Source organism: Streptomyces sp. NBC_01384, from assembly GCF_045040035.1.
In the GTDB taxonomy this organism is placed as follows: Bacteria; Actinomycetota; Actinomycetes; order Streptomycetales; family Streptomycetaceae; genus Streptomyces.
Map to the genome: position 1 here is coordinate 9,020,156 of NZ_CP109559.1, position 19,286 is coordinate 9,039,441.

19 protein-coding genes, 1 tRNA gene, 1 pseudogene and 1 riboswitch are annotated in these 19,286 nt (G+C 70.5%); of the genes and pseudogenes, 14 read left to right on the top strand and 7 right to left on the bottom strand.

Translation table 11 applies throughout. The features are described from left to right. Positions 1–23 precede the first annotated feature (23 nt). Together OG747_RS41450 and OG747_RS41455 are read left to right on the top strand one after the other, a co-directional pair. Entirely contained in the window at positions 24–2,168 is a 2,145-nt protein-coding gene (locus OG747_RS41450) for an AIPR family protein (RefSeq protein ID WP_405884488.1), read from the top strand. Then, on the top strand, positions 2,149–3,501 hold the full coding sequence (locus OG747_RS41455; RefSeq protein WP_405884489.1) for a serine/threonine-protein kinase: 1,353 nt from the start codon (positions 2,149–2,151) through the stop codon (positions 3,499–3,501). Before OG747_RS41450 ends, OG747_RS41455 begins: the two co-directional genes overlap by 20 nt. 181 nt (positions 3,502–3,682) lie before the next feature. On the opposite strand, the gene OG747_RS41460 is transcribed toward OG747_RS41455, so the two are convergent. Further along, positions 3,683–6,736 carry a hypothetical protein gene (locus tag OG747_RS41460; protein WP_405884490.1) on the bottom strand — a complete coding sequence of 1,018 codons (3,054 nt, stop codon included), beginning with the start codon at positions 6,734–6,736 and terminating at the stop codon, positions 3,683–3,685. A 622-nt stretch (positions 6,737–7,358) separates the two neighbouring features. Between OG747_RS41460 and OG747_RS41465 the strand changes: the two genes are divergently transcribed. From OG747_RS41465 to thiD, 5 genes are all read left to right on the top strand, one after another. Further along, positions 7,359–8,033: a class I SAM-dependent methyltransferase gene (locus tag OG747_RS41465; RefSeq protein WP_405884491.1), complete on the top strand. Its 675-nt coding sequence runs from the start codon at positions 7,359–7,361 to the stop codon at positions 8,031–8,033. Next, positions 8,030–8,215 carry a hypothetical protein gene (locus OG747_RS41470; protein WP_405886119.1) on the top strand — a complete coding sequence of 62 codons (186 nt, stop codon included), beginning with the start codon at positions 8,030–8,032 and terminating at the stop codon, positions 8,213–8,215. The genes OG747_RS41465 and OG747_RS41470 overlap by 4 nt, the downstream gene beginning before the upstream one ends. Before the next feature lie 5 nt (positions 8,216–8,220). Next, positions 8,221–9,300 carry a maleylacetate reductase gene (locus OG747_RS41475; protein WP_405884492.1) on the top strand — a complete coding sequence of 360 codons (1,080 nt, stop codon included), beginning with the start codon at positions 8,221–8,223 and terminating at the stop codon, positions 9,298–9,300. A 61-nt stretch (positions 9,301–9,361) separates the two neighbouring features. Continuing rightward, positions 9,362–9,456, top strand: a riboswitch (TPP riboswitch). After that, positions 9,446–10,855, top strand: a complete 1,410-nt coding sequence (locus OG747_RS41480; RefSeq protein ID WP_405884493.1) for a purine-cytosine permease family protein — start codon at positions 9,446–9,448, stop codon at positions 10,853–10,855. (Overlaps the previous riboswitch by 11 nt.) A 40-nt stretch (positions 10,856–10,895) precedes the next feature. Further along, the gene (gene thiD, locus OG747_RS41485; RefSeq protein ID WP_405884494.1) at positions 10,896–11,732 is read left to right on the top strand and encodes a bifunctional hydroxymethylpyrimidine kinase/phosphomethylpyrimidine kinase; all 837 of its coding nucleotides are present in this window, start codon (positions 10,896–10,898) and stop codon (positions 11,730–11,732) included. A 30-nt stretch (positions 11,733–11,762) separates the two neighbouring features. Here the strand turns inward: thiD and OG747_RS41490 are convergent, their stop codons facing one another. Further along, the gene (locus tag OG747_RS41490; RefSeq protein WP_405884495.1) at positions 11,763–13,037 is read right to left on the bottom strand and encodes an ArgE/DapE family deacylase; all 1,275 of its coding nucleotides are present in this window, start codon (positions 13,035–13,037) and stop codon (positions 11,763–11,765) included. Positions 13,038–13,220: 183 nt separating this feature from the next. Between OG747_RS41490 and OG747_RS41495 the strand changes: the two genes are divergently transcribed. Continuing rightward, a complete protein-coding gene (locus tag OG747_RS41495; protein ID WP_405884496.1) occupies positions 13,221–13,658 on the top strand; it encodes an Lrp/AsnC family transcriptional regulator in 438 nt (145 codons plus the stop codon). On the opposite strand, the gene OG747_RS41500 is transcribed toward OG747_RS41495, so the two are convergent. Next, positions 13,639–13,983, bottom strand: coding sequence for a hypothetical protein (locus tag OG747_RS41500; RefSeq protein WP_405884497.1), 345 nt, complete (start codon positions 13,981–13,983; stop codon positions 13,639–13,641). The two genes, OG747_RS41495 and OG747_RS41500, sit on opposite strands and share 20 nt — an antisense overlap. A gap of 166 nt (positions 13,984–14,149) precedes the next feature. Continuing rightward, complete coding sequence (locus OG747_RS41505) at positions 14,150–14,305, bottom strand: hypothetical protein (RefSeq protein ID WP_405884498.1); 156 nt, start codon at positions 14,303–14,305, stop codon at positions 14,150–14,152. A 3-nt stretch (positions 14,306–14,308) separates the two neighbouring features. Between OG747_RS41505 and OG747_RS41510 the strand changes: the two genes are divergently transcribed. The 4 genes from OG747_RS41510 to OG747_RS41525 all read left to right on the top strand — a co-directional run bounded on the left by OG747_RS41510 (position 14,309) and on the right by OG747_RS41525 (position 16,230). Continuing rightward, entirely contained in the window at positions 14,309–14,557 is a 249-nt protein-coding gene (locus OG747_RS41510; RefSeq protein ID WP_405884499.1) for a hypothetical protein, read from the top strand. A 190-nt stretch (positions 14,558–14,747) separates the two neighbouring features. Beyond that, positions 14,748–15,212 carry a hypothetical protein gene (locus tag OG747_RS41515; protein WP_405884500.1) on the top strand — a complete coding sequence of 155 codons (465 nt, stop codon included), beginning with the start codon at positions 14,748–14,750 and terminating at the stop codon, positions 15,210–15,212. 116 nt (positions 15,213–15,328) lie between these two features. Continuing rightward, positions 15,329–15,553 (top strand): hypothetical protein, encoded by a 225-nt coding sequence (locus OG747_RS41520; protein WP_405884501.1) that lies wholly within the window; start codon positions 15,329–15,331, stop codon positions 15,551–15,553. A gap of 188 nt (positions 15,554–15,741) precedes the next feature. Beyond that, on the top strand, positions 15,742–16,230 hold the full coding sequence (locus OG747_RS41525; RefSeq protein ID WP_405884502.1) for a hypothetical protein: 489 nt from the start codon (positions 15,742–15,744) through the stop codon (positions 16,228–16,230). A gap of 8 nt (positions 16,231–16,238) precedes the next feature. On the opposite strand, the gene OG747_RS41530 is transcribed toward OG747_RS41525, so the two are convergent. Next, complete coding sequence (locus tag OG747_RS41530) at positions 16,239–17,126, bottom strand: SDR family NAD(P)-dependent oxidoreductase (RefSeq protein ID WP_405884503.1); 888 nt, start codon at positions 17,124–17,126, stop codon at positions 16,239–16,241. A gap of 71 nt (positions 17,127–17,197) precedes the next feature. On the opposite strand from OG747_RS41530, the gene OG747_RS41535 reads away from it, so the two are divergent. Then, positions 17,198–18,124, top strand: a complete 927-nt coding sequence (locus OG747_RS41535; RefSeq protein WP_405884504.1) for a LysR family transcriptional regulator — start codon at positions 17,198–17,200, stop codon at positions 18,122–18,124. 81 nt (positions 18,125–18,205) lie between these two features. Beyond that, a tRNA-Pro gene (locus tag OG747_RS41540) sits at positions 18,206–18,279 on the top strand. Between the two features lie 99 nt (positions 18,280–18,378). Here OG747_RS41540 and OG747_RS41545 read toward each other — a convergent pair. Together OG747_RS41545 and OG747_RS41550 are read right to left on the bottom strand one after the other, a co-directional pair. Beyond that, positions 18,379–18,732: pseudogene (locus tag OG747_RS41545) on the bottom strand (tyrosine-type recombinase/integrase); the annotation flags it as partial. A 93-nt stretch (positions 18,733–18,825) separates the two neighbouring features. Continuing rightward, entirely contained in the window at positions 18,826–19,173 is a 348-nt protein-coding gene (locus tag OG747_RS41550) for a dihydropteroate synthase (protein WP_405884505.1), read from the bottom strand. Between the last annotated feature and the right edge of the window lie 113 nt (positions 19,174–19,286).

Below are 19,286 nucleotides of genomic sequence, written 5' to 3' on the forward strand. Positions count from 1 at the left end.
CGCCGACCGAAGAGGAGATGTCGATGCACGACGAGGGGTACCCTGTAGCGGTCCAACAGCTGCGTGGCGCGCTGAGCCGGGAGTTCGCGGGCCTGATCGACATGACGGACTTCCCGTCTGCCGCGCCTGATCTTTCGCGCGAGCGTGCCTTCCTCTCGCGGGCCCTGGCCGCCAAAGCCGTCTCCCTTCTCACGGACCGCGATCCGGACGAGGCCGCTGCGGCCGTTATCGATGGCGCCGACGACATGGGCATCGACGCCGTCGCCTTCTCCATTGCCACTCCTGAACTGTGGCTCATCCAGGCCAAGTGGAGCGACCGCGGAACGGCGGGGATCTCCGCCGACGACGCCCACCGCCTGATTCATGGCCTGCACCTGCTGACGAATCTGCGCTACGAAGACTTCAACGCCAGGTTCCAGCACCTCGCGGCCAGGGTCGACGACGTGCTCGCCTCCCCTGATTGCCGCATTCACCTGGTCCTTGCCGTGACGGGTGACGGACGACTGGCTCCGGCCGCCGAGACCGTCCTCACGCGTTCCGTGGCCGAGTTCAACGACTTCGGTGAGCTCGTGGACTTCCGGTCCCTCGCACTCGCCGACTTCCACGCCGCGGTCCGCCAGGACGTGGCCCCGAAGCGGTTCTCCGTGACCGCGACCATGGCCGACGGCTGGGTCGCCATGCACCAACCGTACGAGACCTACATGGGCGCGATCGCGGCGGACGAACTGGCCGGCTGGTACGAGCAGCACGGCGAGCGGCTGTACGAGGGCAACGTACGCCGCTACCTCGGCATGACGAGGGTGAACCAGGAGCTGGTGGGCAGCCTGATCAGCGATCCCGACCACTTCTGGTACTTCAACAACGGCGTCACCGTTCTCTGCGACGACGTCCGGCCCCACTACTTCGCCCGCCGCACGGTCGGTCAGCCGGTGCGGCTGGAACTGACCAACGCCCAGATCGTCAACGGCGCGCAGACCGCCGCCTCGGCCTACCACGCCTTCCGGCAGGCCCCCGACGCCACCGCGCAGGCCCGTGTCATGCTCCGCGTCATGTGCGTCAAGGATGCTCCGGACGGGCTCGCACGAAGCATCGCGAAGGCCAGCAATACACAGAACCACGTCGAGCCACGGGACTTCGTCGCTCTCGCCCCAGAACAGGCTCTGATCCGCGAGGACTTCGCCCACAACCTGGGGAAGTCGTACGTCTACAAGCGCGGCGAACTCGACCCGTCACCGGCCACCGGCTGCTCGATCGTTGAAGCCGCGATCGCTCTCGCCTGCGCCCACCGGGACGCGGGCCTCGTCGCACGCGTGCGGGCGGACCACGACCACCTCTGGCGCTCCGGACCGGACGGCGCGTACAGCAAGCTCTTCGGTCGCCGCCCCACCGCACTCCAGATCTGGCGTTCGGTCCAGTTGACCCGTGCGATCGGACAGGCGCTGGAGGACACGTCCGGCACCCTCTCCGGCCGCGACCGGGCCCTGATCGGCCCGGGGTCGCTCCTGCTCAACCACATCGCCTTTCGGCTCGTCGGCGACGACGACATCGACGAGCCGGGGGACGCCTGGCAGAGCAGGGCGAACGCCGTCGCGGGGCGGATCGGCACGATCGTCCCTCTGCTGACGAGACTGCTGGGCGACCTCTACGGTGAGCGCGCCCTTCTCGCCAGGGTCTTCAGCGACGAGACCAGGTGCCGGCAGATCGCGGCGGCAGCGCTGGACAGCCTCGCCGCGGAGGGCCTTCCCACCTTGCCGGTTCTCACCTCTCCGGACCACCGCTTGCGCCCGTCCCGACGACGACTGAGCAGCGTGCGCCTGCTCGTTGACCACCAGCGGATTGAGGACGGCGCGCGACTCGTCTTCCGTACCACCACACGCCCGGAGGAGCAGGCGCTCGGCGACTGGCTCGGCGAGGATCCGCGCCGCTATCTCGCCACCTGGATCAATGACGCGGCTGCGCCCCTGATCTGGGCGGTGGATGGCGCGCGCTACTCCCCAAGCGGCCTGGTGATGCGCATCTGGCAGGAGGCCGCGTGGGCCGAGGCTCCTGTGGCGGTGCAAGGACCCCGGTGCTGGGTCCTGCCCGGGGAAGGCACGCTCGTCGAGATTGCCGAGGAACTCATGGCCGACGGCGCGGCCGGATCGGGCGATGACGTCCATGGATCGTGACATCGGGGTCCTCGACAACCGCTACGAACTGCGCACGCGACTCGGCGCTGGGGCCATGGGACAGGTCTGGCAGGCGTACGACCGGGAGCTGGGCCGCCCGGTCGCCGTAAAGCTCATCCATCCGCACCACCTCGCCACCACCGGCGACCGCGCGACCGCCGACGAGTTGATCGAGCGCTTCCGCCGGGAGGCCCGGCTTGTTGCGGGCTTTCGCCATCCCGGCCTCCCGGTGCTCTACGACGCGTGCCTCGGGCGGGCGGCGGAGCACGTCTACATGGTGATGGAGCTCGTCCTCGGCGACACCCTCGAATCCGTCCTGAGGTACGGACAGCCCCTCACGGAAGCGCAGGTGGTCGACATCGCCCTGCAGCTCTGCGACATTCTCACGCACACCCACGCCCTCCCAGTGATCCACCGGGACCTCAAGCCGGCGAACATTATGGTGTCGCCCACAGGCCGGATCACCGTGGTCGACTTCGGGGTCGCGGCGACGTTCAAGGGCGCTGCCCGAACCCGTCAGCGGCTGACGCGCCACCGCCAGGTCCTCGGCACCGTCGGATACCTGGCCCCCGAGCAGGTCGTACAGTCCGGGCTCATTGTCCCGCAGACCGACCTGTACGCGATGGGCTGCATCCTCTACGAACTCCTCGCTGGAGAGCCGCCCTTCACCGATGAGCTGAGTGCGGTCCTCTTCGATCCTCCGGTCCCGCTGGCGATGTTGCGCCCCGATATCCACCCCGTACTGGAAGCCGCCATCACCGAGACGCTGGCCAAGCGGCAGGACGAGCGGCCGCCCTCCGCACGGGCCGTACACGACCGCTTATTGCCCCTCCAACCGGGCGCGGAGCCTACTCCCGCCCCCTCTGTACCGGCGTCCGGCGACGGCTCCGGAGCCGTGCCGGTTCCTGAGCGCTTCAGCCACGCCCAGGCCCTCTTCGACGACGGAGACCTCGGCCGAGCTCTTCCCGCCTACACGGCCCTGGCTGCGGAGCTCGCCAGCGCCGGCCCCCAGCACGCGGACCAGGCGGCGCATTGCCGGGCCCGCGCCGCCCACTGCCGCATGGGCCTCGGGCACCTCCACGAGGCGCTCAATCAGTTCCGCGCCTTGGTCGACGAACTGGCCCCCGTTCGCCCGTCCGACGACCCCCTCCTGCTGGAGGTTCGGCTCCACGCCGGAACTCTCCTGGTCACCTTGGGCGACTACGGCGCGGCCACGATCGAACTCACCGATCTTCACCAGCTCCTGCTGTCCATGCCCAGGGAGCCGTACCGCCAGGAACTGATGGTGGTGAGCCAGCATCTGGACCGGATCAGGCGGGGTTACGCCGGCTGAGACGTGTCCTCCACAACGGACGGACCTACGAACTCGTGCCACCCACGGCTTGGCAGACCGTATTAGGCCGTGTCCGGTGAGTCGTTCGGAACACGCCTAACCGTCTGCTGTGGCGCCGCAGTCCGCCTGGACCAAGATCACCGGACTCTACGAAACTCGGGGCATCTCACTCGGTTATTCCTCAGGTGCTCGGAGGAAGCAGGGTCCCGTGCTCGTCCGGGGCGCCGTTGAGCAGGTCGCGGTGCGGAACGTCATCTGTCGCGTAGCCGTAGCGGGTGGTCAACAGCTCCATGAACGCCTGCAGGTTGGGGGTCGTCATGGCGGAGCCCAGTTTCCAGCGGCGTTGGGCGACGGCCAGCACGGTCACGTCCATCTGCGCGCGCAGGCGGTCGGCGGTGAAGGCGTTCAGGGGCAGTGCGGTTGTGTAGTGGCTTTCCGGTGTCTGGAAGAAGCGGGTGGGATAGTCCCGCGGAATGCTGCCCGGGCTGGCCTGCTGCAGCCGCAGGTTGGCGGCGATGTTGGCCAGGATTAGCAGGATCTGCCAGTCGAGCCATCCCTCCTCGCGCAGTTCCCGCAGTCCTGCGCGGGTGTCAGGGTCAGCTAGGACACGGGGCAGTGTCTTGCTGAGCACCTGGGGCAGGTCGGTGTAGTTGTCGCGGATCATGTCGAGTGCTCTGGTGCGGTCGTAGCCGGGTCCCGGTGTCGTGGGCTGGGCGAGTGCTGGGGCGGTGGGAGGCTGGAATGCCGTGTCCGACCACGGCGGCATGACGGTTTGCCGCAGGGTGTCGTAGTGGGCCTCGGTCAGCAGGCCGGCGACTTCGTCATAGGGGCGGGCGCTGATCAGTTTGTGCAGGAGTCCGCGGGCGAATGTTGTCTCCAGCAGGGACATGAACGCCTCGGTGGGTCTGGCGCTGAGGTGGGCCAGCAGGTGCACCACCGTGGCGGACAGTTCGCGTTCGAAGGCTGTGTGGTTCATCGAGGCGCTGTAGGGGCTGAGGATGACGGTGCAGTCGACGGCGTGATTGTTGGGCCGGAAGGTGACTCTGTCCCCTCCGCCCAGCGGTGTGCCCGTGATCACCCGAACCAGGATGTCCTGGGGGAAGAACAGAGGATCGCGCGGGGCGAGTTCCGCAAGCGAGATCTGCACCGCGGCGGTGAAACGCTCGGCTGCCAGGACGGTGGCGCGGGTGTTGTCGCACCGGATACGCCATGTCGTGCCCAGGGCTGCGAAGTTCAGATCCCGGTGCGCTCCCACGTCCGAAAATGGTCTTCCGGTGAGCTGATCGTCTGCGTTCTGGATGAACTGCTGCTCGGTCTGCGTGAAGCTGGGCCGGATCAGCGGGAGGTGTTCGTCCAGGTCGGCCAGGTAGTCCGCATCGGTGAGTTCACGCAGGGCTGGCATGAGCGCGGGGTGGAACCGCTCTGCGCTGAGCATCACCATGCTGGCGTGGAAGTCGAGTTGCTGGATATAGCCGTGAGAGGGGTAGTCCTCGGGGGCGTCGGCGAACAGGTGGTGGGCCATGAAGGCGAGTCCGCCGAGAGCGAGGGCGTCGCCCCAGTGGCCCGCCGCGTGGGTATGGGCCATGGCTTGGGTCAATGCGGCGGGCAGTAGGTCTTGATGTTCTTGGCCCGCGGGTGAGGCTGCGACGGCGGCGGCGGTCAGCGCGTACTGCCGGGCGGCTTGCTGCAGGTCCAGGTCGCCGTAGATCTTCCCGATCATGCGCATGGTGAGCAGCGCGCCGCGCAGGGTGTCGCCGTGCCACCAGTTGATTTTGACCTCGTGCAGTTCGTGCAGCGCGTCCAGCGGTCTGCCCGCGCGCAGGAATGCCATCGCACGGTCCCGGCAGCGTGCGGCGACACTGCTGTCGCCTGCGAGGTCCGCCTGCGCGGCGTCCAGCGCGTCGCGGATCTTCTCGTAGCGAGGGTCTTCGGTGAGGGCGGGTGCGAACATCTGGAACGTCTCGCTCACACCGCCGACCGGGAAGGCACGGGCCTGCGGCAGCAGGTCGACCAGCCGTTCCAGACAGTCCATCGCCTCGGTGACGTCCACCGGGCGGCTGGCCGGGCTGACATCGGGCACGATCTCACCCGCCCGCCGCAGCCGTGTCGTCTCCTGCGGGGTGGGTAGCGCCCCTGCGGCCGGGCGTGTGACCTGCGGCCAGCGCGGGTGCAGACACAGGCGGGCGGCCACGTCGAGGAGCGACGCCTTGCGTACCGGGTAGACAGCGGCGTCGGTGGCCTCGATCAAGACGGCCACACGCTGCCGCAGGCGCAGGTCCAGCTCGCGCAGTTCCTCGGCGTTCGTCGTACCCAGGTGACGCAGCCAGGCGCCGCCCCAGTACAGCAGCAGTTGGCCCGCGTCATCCAGGAGCGCGACACGCTCCGAGGACAGAGCGGCGTCGATGACCGCCCGGATATCCGCTTCGACACCATCCAGGCTGTTCTTCCCGCGCAGCACGGCCAGCACTCGTTCGTAGCGCGCCCGCAGGGCGAGCTCTCCGTCCCCGGCGTCGACGAATTCCCCGACGTAGCCGAGCCACTCGGGCAGGTCCACCCGCGCTTCGTCGTCGAAGGTCGCATGCCGCAAACCGTCCCGGACCTCGGACAGGGCTCCCGGCGTCAGACGCTTCCCCGACCGCTCCCGCAAGGCGGTCAGGGTGGAGCGGTACCAGTCCGGCTGTGCCTCGGCCGACTCATCCGGGATCATCGCCGAGGGCAGATCCAGAAACCGCTGGGCGATCCAGACCAGGTCGCCCTGGGTGAGCATGCCGGCCACAGCCTGCCCGTCGAACACGTCCAGGGCGACGTCGTAGGTATCCCGCGCGTGTTGCTGCAGCCGGTGACGTGCCGCCACCGGGATTCCGTGCACCGCGAAGAAGGCCACCCTGCGCACGGGTTCGCCTCGGCTGCAGATCGACTTCAGGTCGTCGCGGATCTTCCCGTCCAACGGCGGCTTTTGCACGGATGCCGCCAGGACCCAGGGCTCCGTGGTGGCACGCCCGACGAACCCGCCCGCCCCAGCCAGCTCGTGTGGCAGGTTTGTGTAGTACGACTCGGCATCACGTCCCTGGTCCCCGCCAGCACTTACCGGACCGGTAGCCGGCACGATGTTGCTGCTCAGCCGGCGCAGCGCAATCTGAAACACGATCTGCTCGAACACGTGGTGCTCGTTGCGGCCCGCCAACTGCTCAAGCAGAAACTGGATATAGCGTTCGGTCTCAGGGAAAGTCGCCACACAAGGATTCTCTCCCACACCACTGACAACGGGCGTGCTGTCGGCGGGAACGTCGTGAGCCCCGATCTGCTGCGCGCGGGGGAGCAGCCGCCCACCCACGATCGGGGCGGGCAGACGTGATGGGTGACCGCGTCAGGGCCGAGAGGGCCCGGTGAATGAGGCAGCTCGAAGTCGCGGCTGCTGTGCGAGTGAGCGAGCGGTCGGTGGAGCGGTGGTGCCAGCCTGGCGAGAGCGCGGCGAGGTCTGGGTCCCCCGTTGCAGGGTTCTAGAGGGACGGCTTGGGGACCAGTTGGGGACCACGCGGTGTGCGCGCTGGTGCACAACGGAGCCTACTATGCACATTATCTGTCCCGATTAAGTCTGCTATATCCAGAAAATACCCTTGACCCCTACTCCTGGGGGTCAAGGGGTCGCAGGTTCAAATCCTGTCGTCCCGACTGGAGATGTACTCATAGTCGCAGATCGGAGCCCTGTCTCACTGAGGTGAGGCGGGGCTCTCGGTCGTCCTGGAGATGGGCGCAAGCGGCCCCGGGACCACCCCCCCCGCGCCACACCGCGGCCAGGGCAAAGCCGTCGGCGAACACCCCGCACCGCCCGCCGCGCCGTCCGTAGCATCGGTGCCATGAGTCCTGGGGCAACAGCGCCGTACGACGAACACGCCGACTGGTACAACGACTTCATGTCGGCGGGAGCCGGCGACTACATCCAGCGAGTGCACGCCACGATCCAGGATCTGCTGGGCCCGGGCGACGGCCCGTGCCTGGACGTGTGCTGCGGGACGGGTGCCCACGCGTCCGTGCTCGCCGGGCTGGGACGGACGCCGGTGGGGGTGGATCTCTCGCGCGGGCAGCTGCGCCATGCGGCCGAGCGGCTGCCCGTCGCCGTGGCCGACGCGGCGGCCCTGCCGTTCGCCGACGCCTCCCTCCCCGCCGCCGTGTGCGTGCTGGCCAGCACCGACGTACCCGACTACGCCGCCGTGCTGCGCGAGACCGCCCGGGTACTGCGCCCCGGCGGGCGCTTCGTGCACCTCGGGGTGCACCCGTGCTTCATCGGCGCGTTCGCCGACTGGAGCGACCGGACGAGGATCGTGGTCGACGAGCGGTACGCCGACCGGTCGCGCAGCTTCGACGCCTGGAACCCGGCCGGCGTCCGCGCCCGGGTGGGTGCCCGGCACGTCCCCCTCGCGGACCTCCTCAACGCCGCCGCGGCGGCCGGCCTGCGGATGCTGCGGACCGCGGAGGCGGGCCCGGGCGGCGTCCCCGATCTGTTCGGATTCCGCGCCGAGAAGACGTGGTGAAGGACGGCGTGAAGGACCACCTCGACTCCGACTCGGTGTTCGACGTCAAGAAGAGCCTGGTCCAGGACTTCACCGAGACCGACGACCCGTCTCTGGCGGGGGAGTTCGGGGTCCCGAACCCCTTCCGCCACGCACGCTTCGACCTCGTACGGGAGCCGGAGCGACCAGAACGACCAGAATGACATCAATGAACACGCCTCTCGACTTCTCGTACGAGACCCAGCCCGCGCGGGTGGTCTTCCGGCCCGGCGCCGCGGTGTCCGCGACCCCCGGCGAGGCCGCGCGGCTCGGTCTGCGCAGGGTGCTGGTGGTCTGCGGCAGGAGGGGCGAGGACACGGCGCGCGCGGTCGCCGACGCGCTGGGCGAGGCCTGCGCGGGGCTGCATGCCGAGGCCGGCCAGCACGTGCCCGTCGAGGTCGCCGACCGGGCGGTCGAGGCGGCGCGCGCGGTGGGCGCCGACGGCTGTGTCGCGGTAGGCGGCGGCTCGGCGATCGGCCTCGGCAAGGCGATCGCGCTGCGCACCGGCCTGCCGCTGATCGCCGTGCCCTCCACCTACTCCGGCTCGGAGATGACCCCGGTCTGGGGCCTGACCGAGCACGGCGCCAAGCGCACCGGACGCGACCCCGTCGTCCAGCCCCGCAGCGTCGTCTACGACCCCGAGCTCACCCTCGGGCTCCCCGTCCCCCTCACCGTCACCAGCGGCGTCAACGCGCTCGCGCACGCTGTCGAGGCCCTCTACGCCCCCGACACCTCACCCCTCGTCTCGCTCATGGCCGAGGAGGGCGCACGGGCGATGGCGGACGCCCTGCCGCTGGTGGCCGCCGCACCGGACGACCTCGATGCGCGCGGCAGGGCCCTGTACGGCGCATGGCTCTGCGGTGCCTGCCTCGGCGCCACCACCATGGGCCTGCACCACAAGCTGTGCCATGTCCTCGGCGGCACCTTCGGCCTGCCGCACGCCGAGACGCACACGGTGGTCCTCCCGTACGCCCTCGCGTACAACGCGCCCGCCGTACCCCAGGCGATCGCGACCTTGTCGCGCGTCCTGGGCACCGACGACGTACCCCGCGCTCTGCGGGAGCTGGCCACCGGCCTCGGCGCTCCCCACAGCCTCGCCGAACTCGGCCTGAAGGAGACTGACTTGGCCGAGGCCGCGGAGCGGACCGCCGGGCAGGCGTATCCGAACCCCCGCGAGGTCACCAAGGACGGTGTGCTGGGGATTCTGACCGCGGCGTACGAGGGCGGGGAGCCGCGCGTCGACTCGTAGCCGTGCCGCGTGTGCACCCTTCCTCTGGGGCGTATGCGCGGGCCGGGCTATCCTGACCGCCGAACCGGACACGGGGTGCCCCGCACGAGGGCTGAGATCACACCCGTCGAACCTGAACCAGTTAGGACTGGCGGAGGGATGTCTCATGTCGTTGCCGTATGCCCGCAATGCTCGCGATGAGGTGGCCGTCGGGGGCCCGCAGGGCGTTTTCGACGGGCGGATGCCCACCGCCCCGGGCGATCTGCGCGTCGAGGCGCGAGGTATCGCCCCGGTCCCGGAGGACCACCGCTACGGCGGCCCCGGCCGCCTGTTCACCGTGTGGTTCGCCCCCAACCTGACCATGACCGGCGTGTTCACCGGCACCGTCGGCATCGCCCTCGGCCTGGACTTCGCCACCGCGCTCGCCGCCGTCGTGCTGGGCACCGTCCTGGGCGCGGTTCCGACCGCGTACCTCGGCACCTGGGGCAGTCAGACGGGCGCCGGACAGCTGCCGCTCGCCCGGCTCGCGTTCGGGCGGGCCGTGGTCGTCCCCGGCGCCCTGCAGTGGCTGTCGTCCATCGCCTGGGACGCGCTGATCGGCCTCTTCGGAGGGGACGCGCTGGCCCAGCTGTGCGGCTGGCCGTTCTGGCTGGGCGTGCTGGTCATGATGGCGGCGCAGGGCGCGCTCGGCGTCCTCGGCTACGAGGCCATCCACCGGCTCCAGAGCGTCATGACCTTCGCCCTCGCCGCCGCGTTCGTGGCCCTGACCGTGAAGCTTCTGAGCGGTGCCCACACCACCGCCACCGCCACCGCCACCGCGCACGGCGCCGACCAGGCCGGTGCCTTCGTTCTGACCTGCACGATCGCCCTCAGTCTGGCGCTGTCGTGGGCCCCGTACGCGAGCGACTTCAGCCGCTATCTGCCGCGTACGGCATCCCGCCCGCGCATGTTCTGGTACACCCTGGCCGGCATCAGCGTGTCCTTCGTGGCCGTTCAGGCGCTCGGACTGTGGGGCGCGGCCGTCTTCACCGACCAGACCGCCCGCGGCGTGGACACCCTGCTCGGAGGGGGCGCGCTGGGCGCCTTCGGCCTGCTCGCCGTGGCGCTCGCCGCGCTGAGCAGCAATGCCATGAACGACTACAGCGGCTCGCTCGCCCTGCAGACCATGGGCGTACGGCTGCCGCGCCCGGCCGCCGCCGCGCTGGCCGCCGTCCTCGGCTTCCCGCTCGTGCTGTGGATGCACGCCGCCGACACCACGGCCCGCTTCCAGAACGTCCTGCTGCTCGTCGGCTACTGGATTCCCGGGTTCGTCGCGATCGTCGCCGTCGACTGGCTCGCCCGGTCCAGGGCCCGCGGCGGCGCCCCCGTCGACCTGGCCGCCGAGAGCGCCCGCCCGCAGTCGTGGTGGCCCGCGCTCGTCGCGTTCGTCACCGCCTTCGCCGCGGCGCTGCCGTTCATGAGCACCAGCCTGTACGTCGGTCCGGTCGCCGAGGCCCTGCACGGCGCCGACCTCGCCTACGGGGTGGCGTTCGTCGCGGCCCTGCTGGTCTACGCCCCGCTGCGCCTGCGCCGCTGACCCCGCCCCCTTTCACCCCTCGTACGGAGTGACACTCACCATGCTCCCGATCACGCCCAAGTCCACGTCCACGCCCCCGTCCACCGCACCGCCCCGCGTCCTGACCATCGCAGGATCGGACTCCGGCGGTGGCGCGGGCATCCAGGCCGACCTGAAGACGATGCTCGCGCTGGGCGCGCACGGGATGAGCGTGCTGACCGCGGTCACCGCGCAGAACTCCGTTGGCGTACAAGGCGCTTGGGAGCTTCCCGCCGAGGCGGTGCGCGCCCAGTACCGCAGCGTCGTGGACGACATCGGGGTGCAGGCGGTGAAGACCGGCATGCTCGCCTCGCCGCTGCTCGTCGCGACCGTCGCCGAGCTGCTGTCGGACGTCGGCGCGCCCGTGGTGGTGGACCCGGTGAGCGTCTCCAAGCACGGCGACCGGCTGCTGGCCGACGACGCGCTGGACGCCGTACGGACCCTGCTGCTGCCGGTCGCGACGGTGGCGACACCGAACCTCGACGAGACCGCCGAGCTCACGGGGATCAAGGCGACGAGCGAGCGTGACATGGACCGGGCCGCGGCACGGCTGCTGTCGTACGGGCCCCGCTGGGTCCTGGTGAAGGGTGGCCATCTGCCCGGCGAGGCCGTCGACCTGCTGACCGACGGCGGCGAACAGCACTGGTTCCGGGCCCCGCGTCACGACAACCGCCATACGCACGGCACCGGTTGCACTCTGGCCTCGGCCATCGCGGTGGGGCTGGCCCAGGGGCGGGCGGTGCCGGAGGCGGTGCGGCTCGCGAAGGAGTACGTCACGGGAGCGATCGCGGCGGGATTCGCCCTGGGCTCCGGCCTCGGACCGGTCGACCACGGCTGGCGGATACGCGCGGGGCGGTGAACCCCGTGGTGCGGTTCCTGCGGTGCGGCGCTACGCGGTTCCTGCGGTGCGTAGTGTCGTCAGGACCAGCGTGCGGGCGACCGCGACCGTCTCCGCGAGCGACACCCGCTCGTCGGGGCCGTGGGCCAGGCGCACATCCCCGGGGCCGTACTGGAGTGTCGGTATGCCCGCCCCGGCGTACAGCCGCAGATCGCTTCCGTAGGGGGCGCCGCGTTCCCGGGCCCGGGGCGCACCGGTGGCGTCCGCGTGCGCCGTGCCCACCACCTCGCGCAACGGATGTCCGGCGGGCAGCCGGCCGCTGGCGAACTGGCCGCCGGGCCAGGTGACGACCGCGGGATGCTCGCGCAGCCAGGGATCGGACGCGCACGCCTCGGCGATCCGGCGTTCGAACTCGGCGCGGGCCGCGACCGGTTCCTCGCCGAGCCGCAGCCCCAGCCGCCCGTCGGCGACGAGCAGACCCGGCACGCTGCTGGCCCAGTCACCGGCCTGCAACATGCCCACGGACACGCTGTACGGAATGGGGTACTCGGCCATCAAGGGATCCGGCTCCTTGTTGCGGACGAGCTCGAGCCGGGCGAGGGCGGCGGCGATCGGCCCGTAGGCGTCGATGGCGCTCACTCCGGCGTCACGGGTGCTCGCGTGCGCGGACCGGCCCGGCACGGTGATACGGAAGGTCAGGGCGCCCGCGTTGGCGGTGACCAGCGTGCCGCCGGTCGGCTCGGAGATGACGCAGGCGTCGCCGCGGTGGCCGCGGTGCAGGGTGCCGAAGGCCCCGATCCCGCCGTCCTCCTCGCCGACGACGAAGTGGCCCGCCACGGTGCCGCGCAGCCGTACCCCGGACGCGCGGATCGCCGCGAGGGCGGCGACGTTGGCGACGACCCCGGCCTTCATGTCGCAGGCGCCCCGGCCGTGCACGACGTCACCGCGCACCCTCGGCACGAAGGGGTCGCCCGCCCACTGTGCGAGGTCACCGGGCGGTACGACGTCCACATGACCCTGGAGGATCACGGTCGGGCCGTCCCCGGCGCCCGGCAGCGTCGCCACCAGCCCCCACGCCTCGTCACGCGGCACCTCCGTACCAGGGAAGCCGGGCGCGGCGCGCAGGCCGGGCAGGTCCATGGACCACAGGTCGACGTCCGGGCCGAACCGGCCGAGCTCCCGCGCGAGTCGGTGCTGCAGTTCGGACTCGGCCGCACTCCCGGTCACGCTCGGCACGGCCAGTATGTCGAGCAGCAGCGCGGCGAGGGCCGCTTCGTCGACCGCGTCCAGGGCGGCGGCCTCCTGGGAAGTGAGCACTGTGCGCATGTCAGGGGATGCTACGAACGGTGCGCTCGTGCAATCAATCACCGTTTGTTTCACCCTGGAACTGTTTTCTTGCGAAAATGACGCCACTACGGAGATTTCTTGCACAGATGTCTTGCACAGATGTCTTGTACAGGCGTCTTGCACGGGTTTCTTGCGCTAGGGGAATGGGTGAGGGGCGTGGCCATGGACGCCATCGACGAGGCCATCGTCCGGTGTGTGCTGCGCAATGCGCGCAGTACGTACGCCGAGATCGGCAAGGCCGCCGGGCTCTCGGCACCGGCGGCGAAGCGGCGCCTCGACCGGCTGGTGGCCGACGGCACCATCCGTGGCTTCACGGCGCTCGTCGACACCCAGGCGCTGGGCTGGCGGACCGAGGCCTTCGTCGAGGTGTACTGCAAGGGCAATCCGACCCCCGCCGAGCTGCGGCGGGACCTCGAGGCCGTGCCGGAGGTGGTCGAGGCCTACACGGTCTCAGGGGCCGCGGACGCGATGGTGCACATGATGGCCCTGGACATTCCGCATCTGGAACGGGCCATCCAGCGGGTGCGCGAGGCCAGGGTCATCGAGCGCACCGAGAGCGTGATCGTGCTCTCCGGGCTCATCAACCGGCCGCGGGTCTGAGCCCGTTCCACGGGCGGGGCAGCGTCTCTGGAACTCTGTGTGTGCCTGTGGTTTCCAGGCTTTTCGGGCGCGGCTCGTCCACCCCGGCGGCCAGCACATCCAGGGAATCCTCATCCCACCGGGCGGCCACCAGAGCACCGGCCAGCTCCCGGCTCAACTGGGCCAGAAAACCCACCCGTTCCAGCAAGACACGCTGCCCGACCCGCTCACCACTGCCCTCCAGCACACCGGAGAAGGCGGTGCACGTCGCCGTCGCCATCAGCCTGGCCATGCCCGCCACCCCGCTTTCCCGCACGTGTCCGGTCATCTTCAGCAGCGGCCGCATCCCGGCACTCCGATCGGCCTAACGACCGCCCATCACAAAGACACGGCCTTCCCGCACCCTCAGGGTCCGGGAAGGCCGGGAAAGTGCGGGAAGACCACGATCGTCGGCATCCGACGAGGACGAGACGGAGATCACCCGTCAGGCCGCGATCGTCGAGGCCGCCCTGTCACCCCGTACGCCCCGAGAGGACCTGCCCTTCGGCCTCCCTGCCTCGTACTGGCTGGACCTGCGCTCCTATGACCCGGTTGCCACCGCCGCCGCCCTGGACAAGCCGCTGCTGATCCTCCAGGGCGGCCGCGACTACCAGGTCACCGTCGAGCACGACTTGACCCTCTGGCGAGAGGGGCTGACCGGGCGTCCGGACGTCACCATCCAGATCCACGAAGCCGACGACCACCTCTTCTTCCCAGGGACAGGACCGTCGACACCCGCCGGGTACATGGCACCCCAGCACGTCGACGCGGCGGTCATCGCGGACGTCGCCGCATGGCTGGACGGAAACTGCCGGCTTCGGCGCGAATCCTGCGAGCGGGCGTCTCACCATCCTGACGCGGGCTGTCGCCCGTTGGGGTGACGCCTTCCGCGTCCGGAGCATGGAGCTTCGCTGGGTGTTCCACCCTCGAAGTGTGGGGCCGAGGGCTGTGGGGAGGTGTTCGTGGGCGAGCTTGCGGAGGCGGTACCCGCCTGGGAGTTCGCGTCGGACGTCCGAGTGGGGTTCGTCGGTGCCGACGGCGTCGGGCGGCTTGGTTCGCTGGCCCAAATTAGTGGCCACACTGTTCTCCCGGTTCCTCCCGGGCCACCTGGGCCGCACCGCCGAGCGCCGCGGCCGACGCGTCGAGGACGAACCGATGTGGTCAATGCTGGCGATCCCGGAGCTTCTGGACGAATGGTTCGTCGCCAAGTGGCAAAACAGGCACCGCGACGGACTCAGGGACCCCGGCAGTCCCGGCCGCACGTTCATACCGAACCAGAAGTACGCCAGTCTCATCGAGAGCGCAGGCTATGTCCCGCTCGCCCTGGCCGGGGACGACTTCCTCGAGCTGCTGCCCGCGGCCTGGCGGGCCGTCAACTCCCACGGCGTCAAGATCAATCACCGCATCTACGACTGTGCGGAGCTGGGCCCCTTGCGGCGCCGGCCCTCCGGTGAGGGGGCCGGGGTCCAGCGATGCCCTCCGGCTACCCGACCACGGTCACAGCGATGGCCCGTGCGCGAGAATTCGAACACATGATTGAATCCATGCATGGCGTACGAACACTTCCCCGACGATCCGATCGCGACGAACGGTGGTCATGTGAGCCACCCGGCCGGGATGCAGGCCGCGACTGGAGAGGCGAGGCTGGATTCATGTCCGAACCGTTGCCTGTAATCGTGGCTCCGCCGGCTGACACCGGTGGCCGCCGAGTCCGCGTGCACGGCGAGAACCTCGGGTTGGCCTACAACCTGGAGGATCTGTCCGAGTTCCTGCGTCGAGCCGGTCTCGACGTGGATCCTGTGACCGCCGCGGTGTCCCCGCTCATCGACTGGCGTGGCGTCGGCCCGGAGTACTGGGGGCCCGAGACCCGGAGATGAGGGTGCCCGCACCCGGTCGCTCTCACTGGACGGGGCGGGAGGGGGAAGCAGGCTCCCGACGGCGCGGCGGCGCGCAGGAGAGCGAGCTCCTCGCGGGGCTCGCTCCACGCATACCGGCGCCCCGGACGGGCTCCTCGCCAAGGTCACCAAGGTGCCCCGTCCTCCAGGTCGGCCCGATCCCCGTCGTCGTGAACCTCGACCTGACCTGCTACTTCGAGATCAGCGGCGACGGCAGCGTCACCGTCGGCGTCGAGCAGGACCTCAAGGGCGACTTCAAGGCGGGCGGCACCTTTGGCACGGCCAAGGGCTGGACTCCGGTCAACGAGTCGCACATGGACAGCAGCCCGGTGCGTACGTCCGTCACGACCGCCGGGCGCGTGAAGGCGGCCCTCGGCGCCCAGGCCACCGTCGGCCTGTACGGCACCGTGGGCGTCACGGCCGACCTCACCCCCTATCTGCGCGGTGAGGCCGTGGGCGCGGTCACGGCCACCACTCCGGTCGGCTCCGACACGAAGTCCGACGTCGAAGGGGCGGGTTCCTGGGCCCTCTACGGCGGCCTCGACCTGAGCGGCACCCTGCAGATCCAGCTGGCCGTCTTCGGTACACCCGTCCTCCAGCACAGCATCCCGCTGGGCACGTCGCACCGGGAGGGGAAGCTCGCCGACGGCAAGATGTAGCTGACCGGCTAATCGCAGAGCAGCCGGTCCTGCTCGCGAGGCGGTGTCCCCTTGTGCCAGGGCACCACTGCGCCGAAGCGCACGAGTTCCCCGTACGTCGCCGGCTCGACCTGCTCGGACAGCACCAGGTCGAGCACGGCGACCGCGGCCCGCGCCGGGGTCTGGGCCCCGCTGAAGTCGGTGAACCACGGCCGGGACAGGGGAGTGTCGACCAGGCCCGGACAGGCCGCCGCGACCAGCGTGTTCCGGGCCAGGTCGGCTGCCCGGCGCTCGGCCGCCACCGCTCGTACGGCGGCGACCTGGGCCACCTTGGACGGCACGTTGATCCAGCGCGGCCAGCCCTGCTCCTCGGCGGTACCGGCGTGTACGGCCGCGCGCCAGGACTCGACGGCCTTCTCCACCTCGTCGAGCGAGGCGCCGTCGAACAGGGGCTGGAGCCGGGGTTCGAGATGGCCGAGCGTGCCCAGCGAACTGGCCACCACGACCAGCCGCCCACCGGGGCGCAGGACAGGCACGAACGAGCGCAGTACCGCGTGTGCGCCCCCGTTCGCGACGTCGATGAACTCGTCGGCCTGCGCGGACTGCGAGCGGTCGGGAGTGAGCATGGCGCTCGCGTTGGACACCACGATGTCCACGCCGCCGTACTGCTCCTTCAGTTCGGCGGCCAGCCGGGCCACGGCGTCGGCGTCGGTGACGTCGAGCACCCGGCCCTCCACCCGGCTCCTGGTGCCGGGGGCCTCGGCGACGTGGGCGGCGGCGTCCGCGACCCGCCCGGCATGGCGTCCAGTGAGCAGAACCAGATCGTCCGGACCCATCCGGGTGGCCAGCCCCTCCACGAGCGCGCGGCCGAGGCCCTGGTTGGAACCGGTGACGAGAGCGATGCGTGCAACTGTCATGCCCTCCACGCTAGGAGCGGCCCAGCCATGCGTCCAACGAAAGTTACTCATCTCTGGTATGCATAAAAGTCATGGACTTCACCGATGTCTCACTGGTCGCGCTGCGTGTCTTCCGTGAGGTGGCCGAGCGTGGCACGCTCACCTCCGCCGCCGCGGCGCTGGGCTACACCCAGTCCGCGGTGTCCCGGCAGATCGCCTCGCTCGAACGGGCCGCGCGGGCACCGCTTTTGGAGCGGCGCCGCGACGGGGTGCGGCTGACCGCCGCCGGGCATGTCGTGCTGCGCCGGGCCGTGACCGTGCTCGACGAGATCGATGCCACCGCGCGCGAACTCGCGGGGCTGCCCGCCGAGGCCGGGACCGTGCGGCTGGGTTGGTTCACCAGCGCCGGTGCCGTGCTGCTGCCGCGGGCCGTCGCCGCGCTGCGCCGGAGCCACCCCGCGATCACGGTCAGCACCCGGGAGGGCAGCACACCCGCCCTGGTCCGTGCGCTGCGGGCGGGCACGCTGGATCTCGCCCTCCTCGCCTCGGAGCCGCCGTTCCGTCCCTTCGACGCACAGACGCCCCCGCTGGCCCTGGAGACGCTCAGCGAACGCAGCCTGCGCCTCGCGGTGCCCGCCTCCCATCCGCTCGCCGCGAGCGACTCCGTCGACGTAGCCGACCTGCGTGGACAGTGCTGGATCGCGGGCGCCTCCTCCGGTGACGAGAGACTGATGGGGGTCTGGCCCGGCCTCGACGAACGGCCCGAGATCGCGCACACCGCCCGCGACTGGCTGGCCAAGCTGAACCTGGTCGCGGCCGGCTGCGGTCTGACCACCGTGCCCGCCGCCCTCGCCCCCGCCGCACCCCCCGGTGTCCGCGTCCTCTCCGTGGTCGGCGGCCCCCAGGAGAACCGCCGCCTCGTCCTGGCCCGCCTCCCGCACCCGCTGCCCGACCCCGCCGCCCGCCTGGCCGACGCCCTGCGCACCGCGGCGTCCGACCTGGGCACCCCGGCCCGCTGACCTCCTCGTGTGTGGGGCGTCCCCCGCACGTGCGGTAGGGTTCACCTGCACGATCACGCGGGCAACCGCGGGTGAACGCATCGGGACGTGGCGCAGCTTGGTAGCGCACTTGACTGGGGGTCAAGGGGTCGCAGGTTCAAATCCTGTCGTCCCGACTTTGCGAAGTCGCAGATCAGGGTCGGTTTCGGAGACATCCGAAACCGACCCTTGATCATTCTTGGGGACCAGTTGGGGACCGGCGTCCTTGACCGAGGTCAGCGTGTCACGACGATCGGACTCGACAGCGAGCGCGGTGCGCGCAGCACGCTGAAGTGGGCGGAGAGGGCGGCCCCGGCGGCTGTGATCTTGTGTACGTCCGGATGTAGGTAGCGCTGGGTGGTGGTCAGTGACCCGTGGCCGGCGATCCTGCGTAGGACGTGCACTTGGACTCCGGCGTCGGCGAACCAGGTCAGTCCGGTGTGCCGGAGGTCGTGGCGGCGCAGGTGCTCGTAGCCGAGTTTGGTGACCGCGTCGTCCCAGTGCGTGGCGTCGCGCAGGACGGCGGTGGAGATGCGTCCGCCGCGCGGGCCGGTGAACAGGCGGGCGTCGGGATTGGGGCCGGCGGACAGCCCAGTACCCCGGCAGCCGGGCTCCTGGTCCCCGCTGGATGACGAGCACCCGCTCGCCTCGCCGGACCACCGCGACGATTGCCTCTCGCTGGTTCATCGAGCACCTTCCTTGGTCGCTTCCAGGGCGTTGAGGACGATGAGCGCGTCGCGGATGGCGGCAACGTCATGGGTGCGGATGTAGTCCACCCCTTGGCACGCGGCGTACAGTTCCGCCGCCAGGCTGGCCGGACCGATCCCCGGAAGACTGCTCCCGGTGAGCGCGCGAAGAAACGACTTCCTGGAAGGTGAGACCAGGACCGGCACGCCGAACCGGGCCTTCAACCGACGAAGACCCGCCAGGGTCGCCAACGACGGTTCCAGACTGGCGCCCAGGAAGTAGCCGAGCCCCGGGTCGATGACCAGCCGGTCCCGGCCGATGCCCGCAGCTTCGAGCGGCGACAAGGGCTACGACAGCAACCCCAACCGGCGCGAGCTGCGCAAGCGTCGCGTCCTGCCGGTGATCTCCCGCAAGTGCGCCCCCAACATCAAAGGAGCACCGCCTGGCGGGTCGTAGC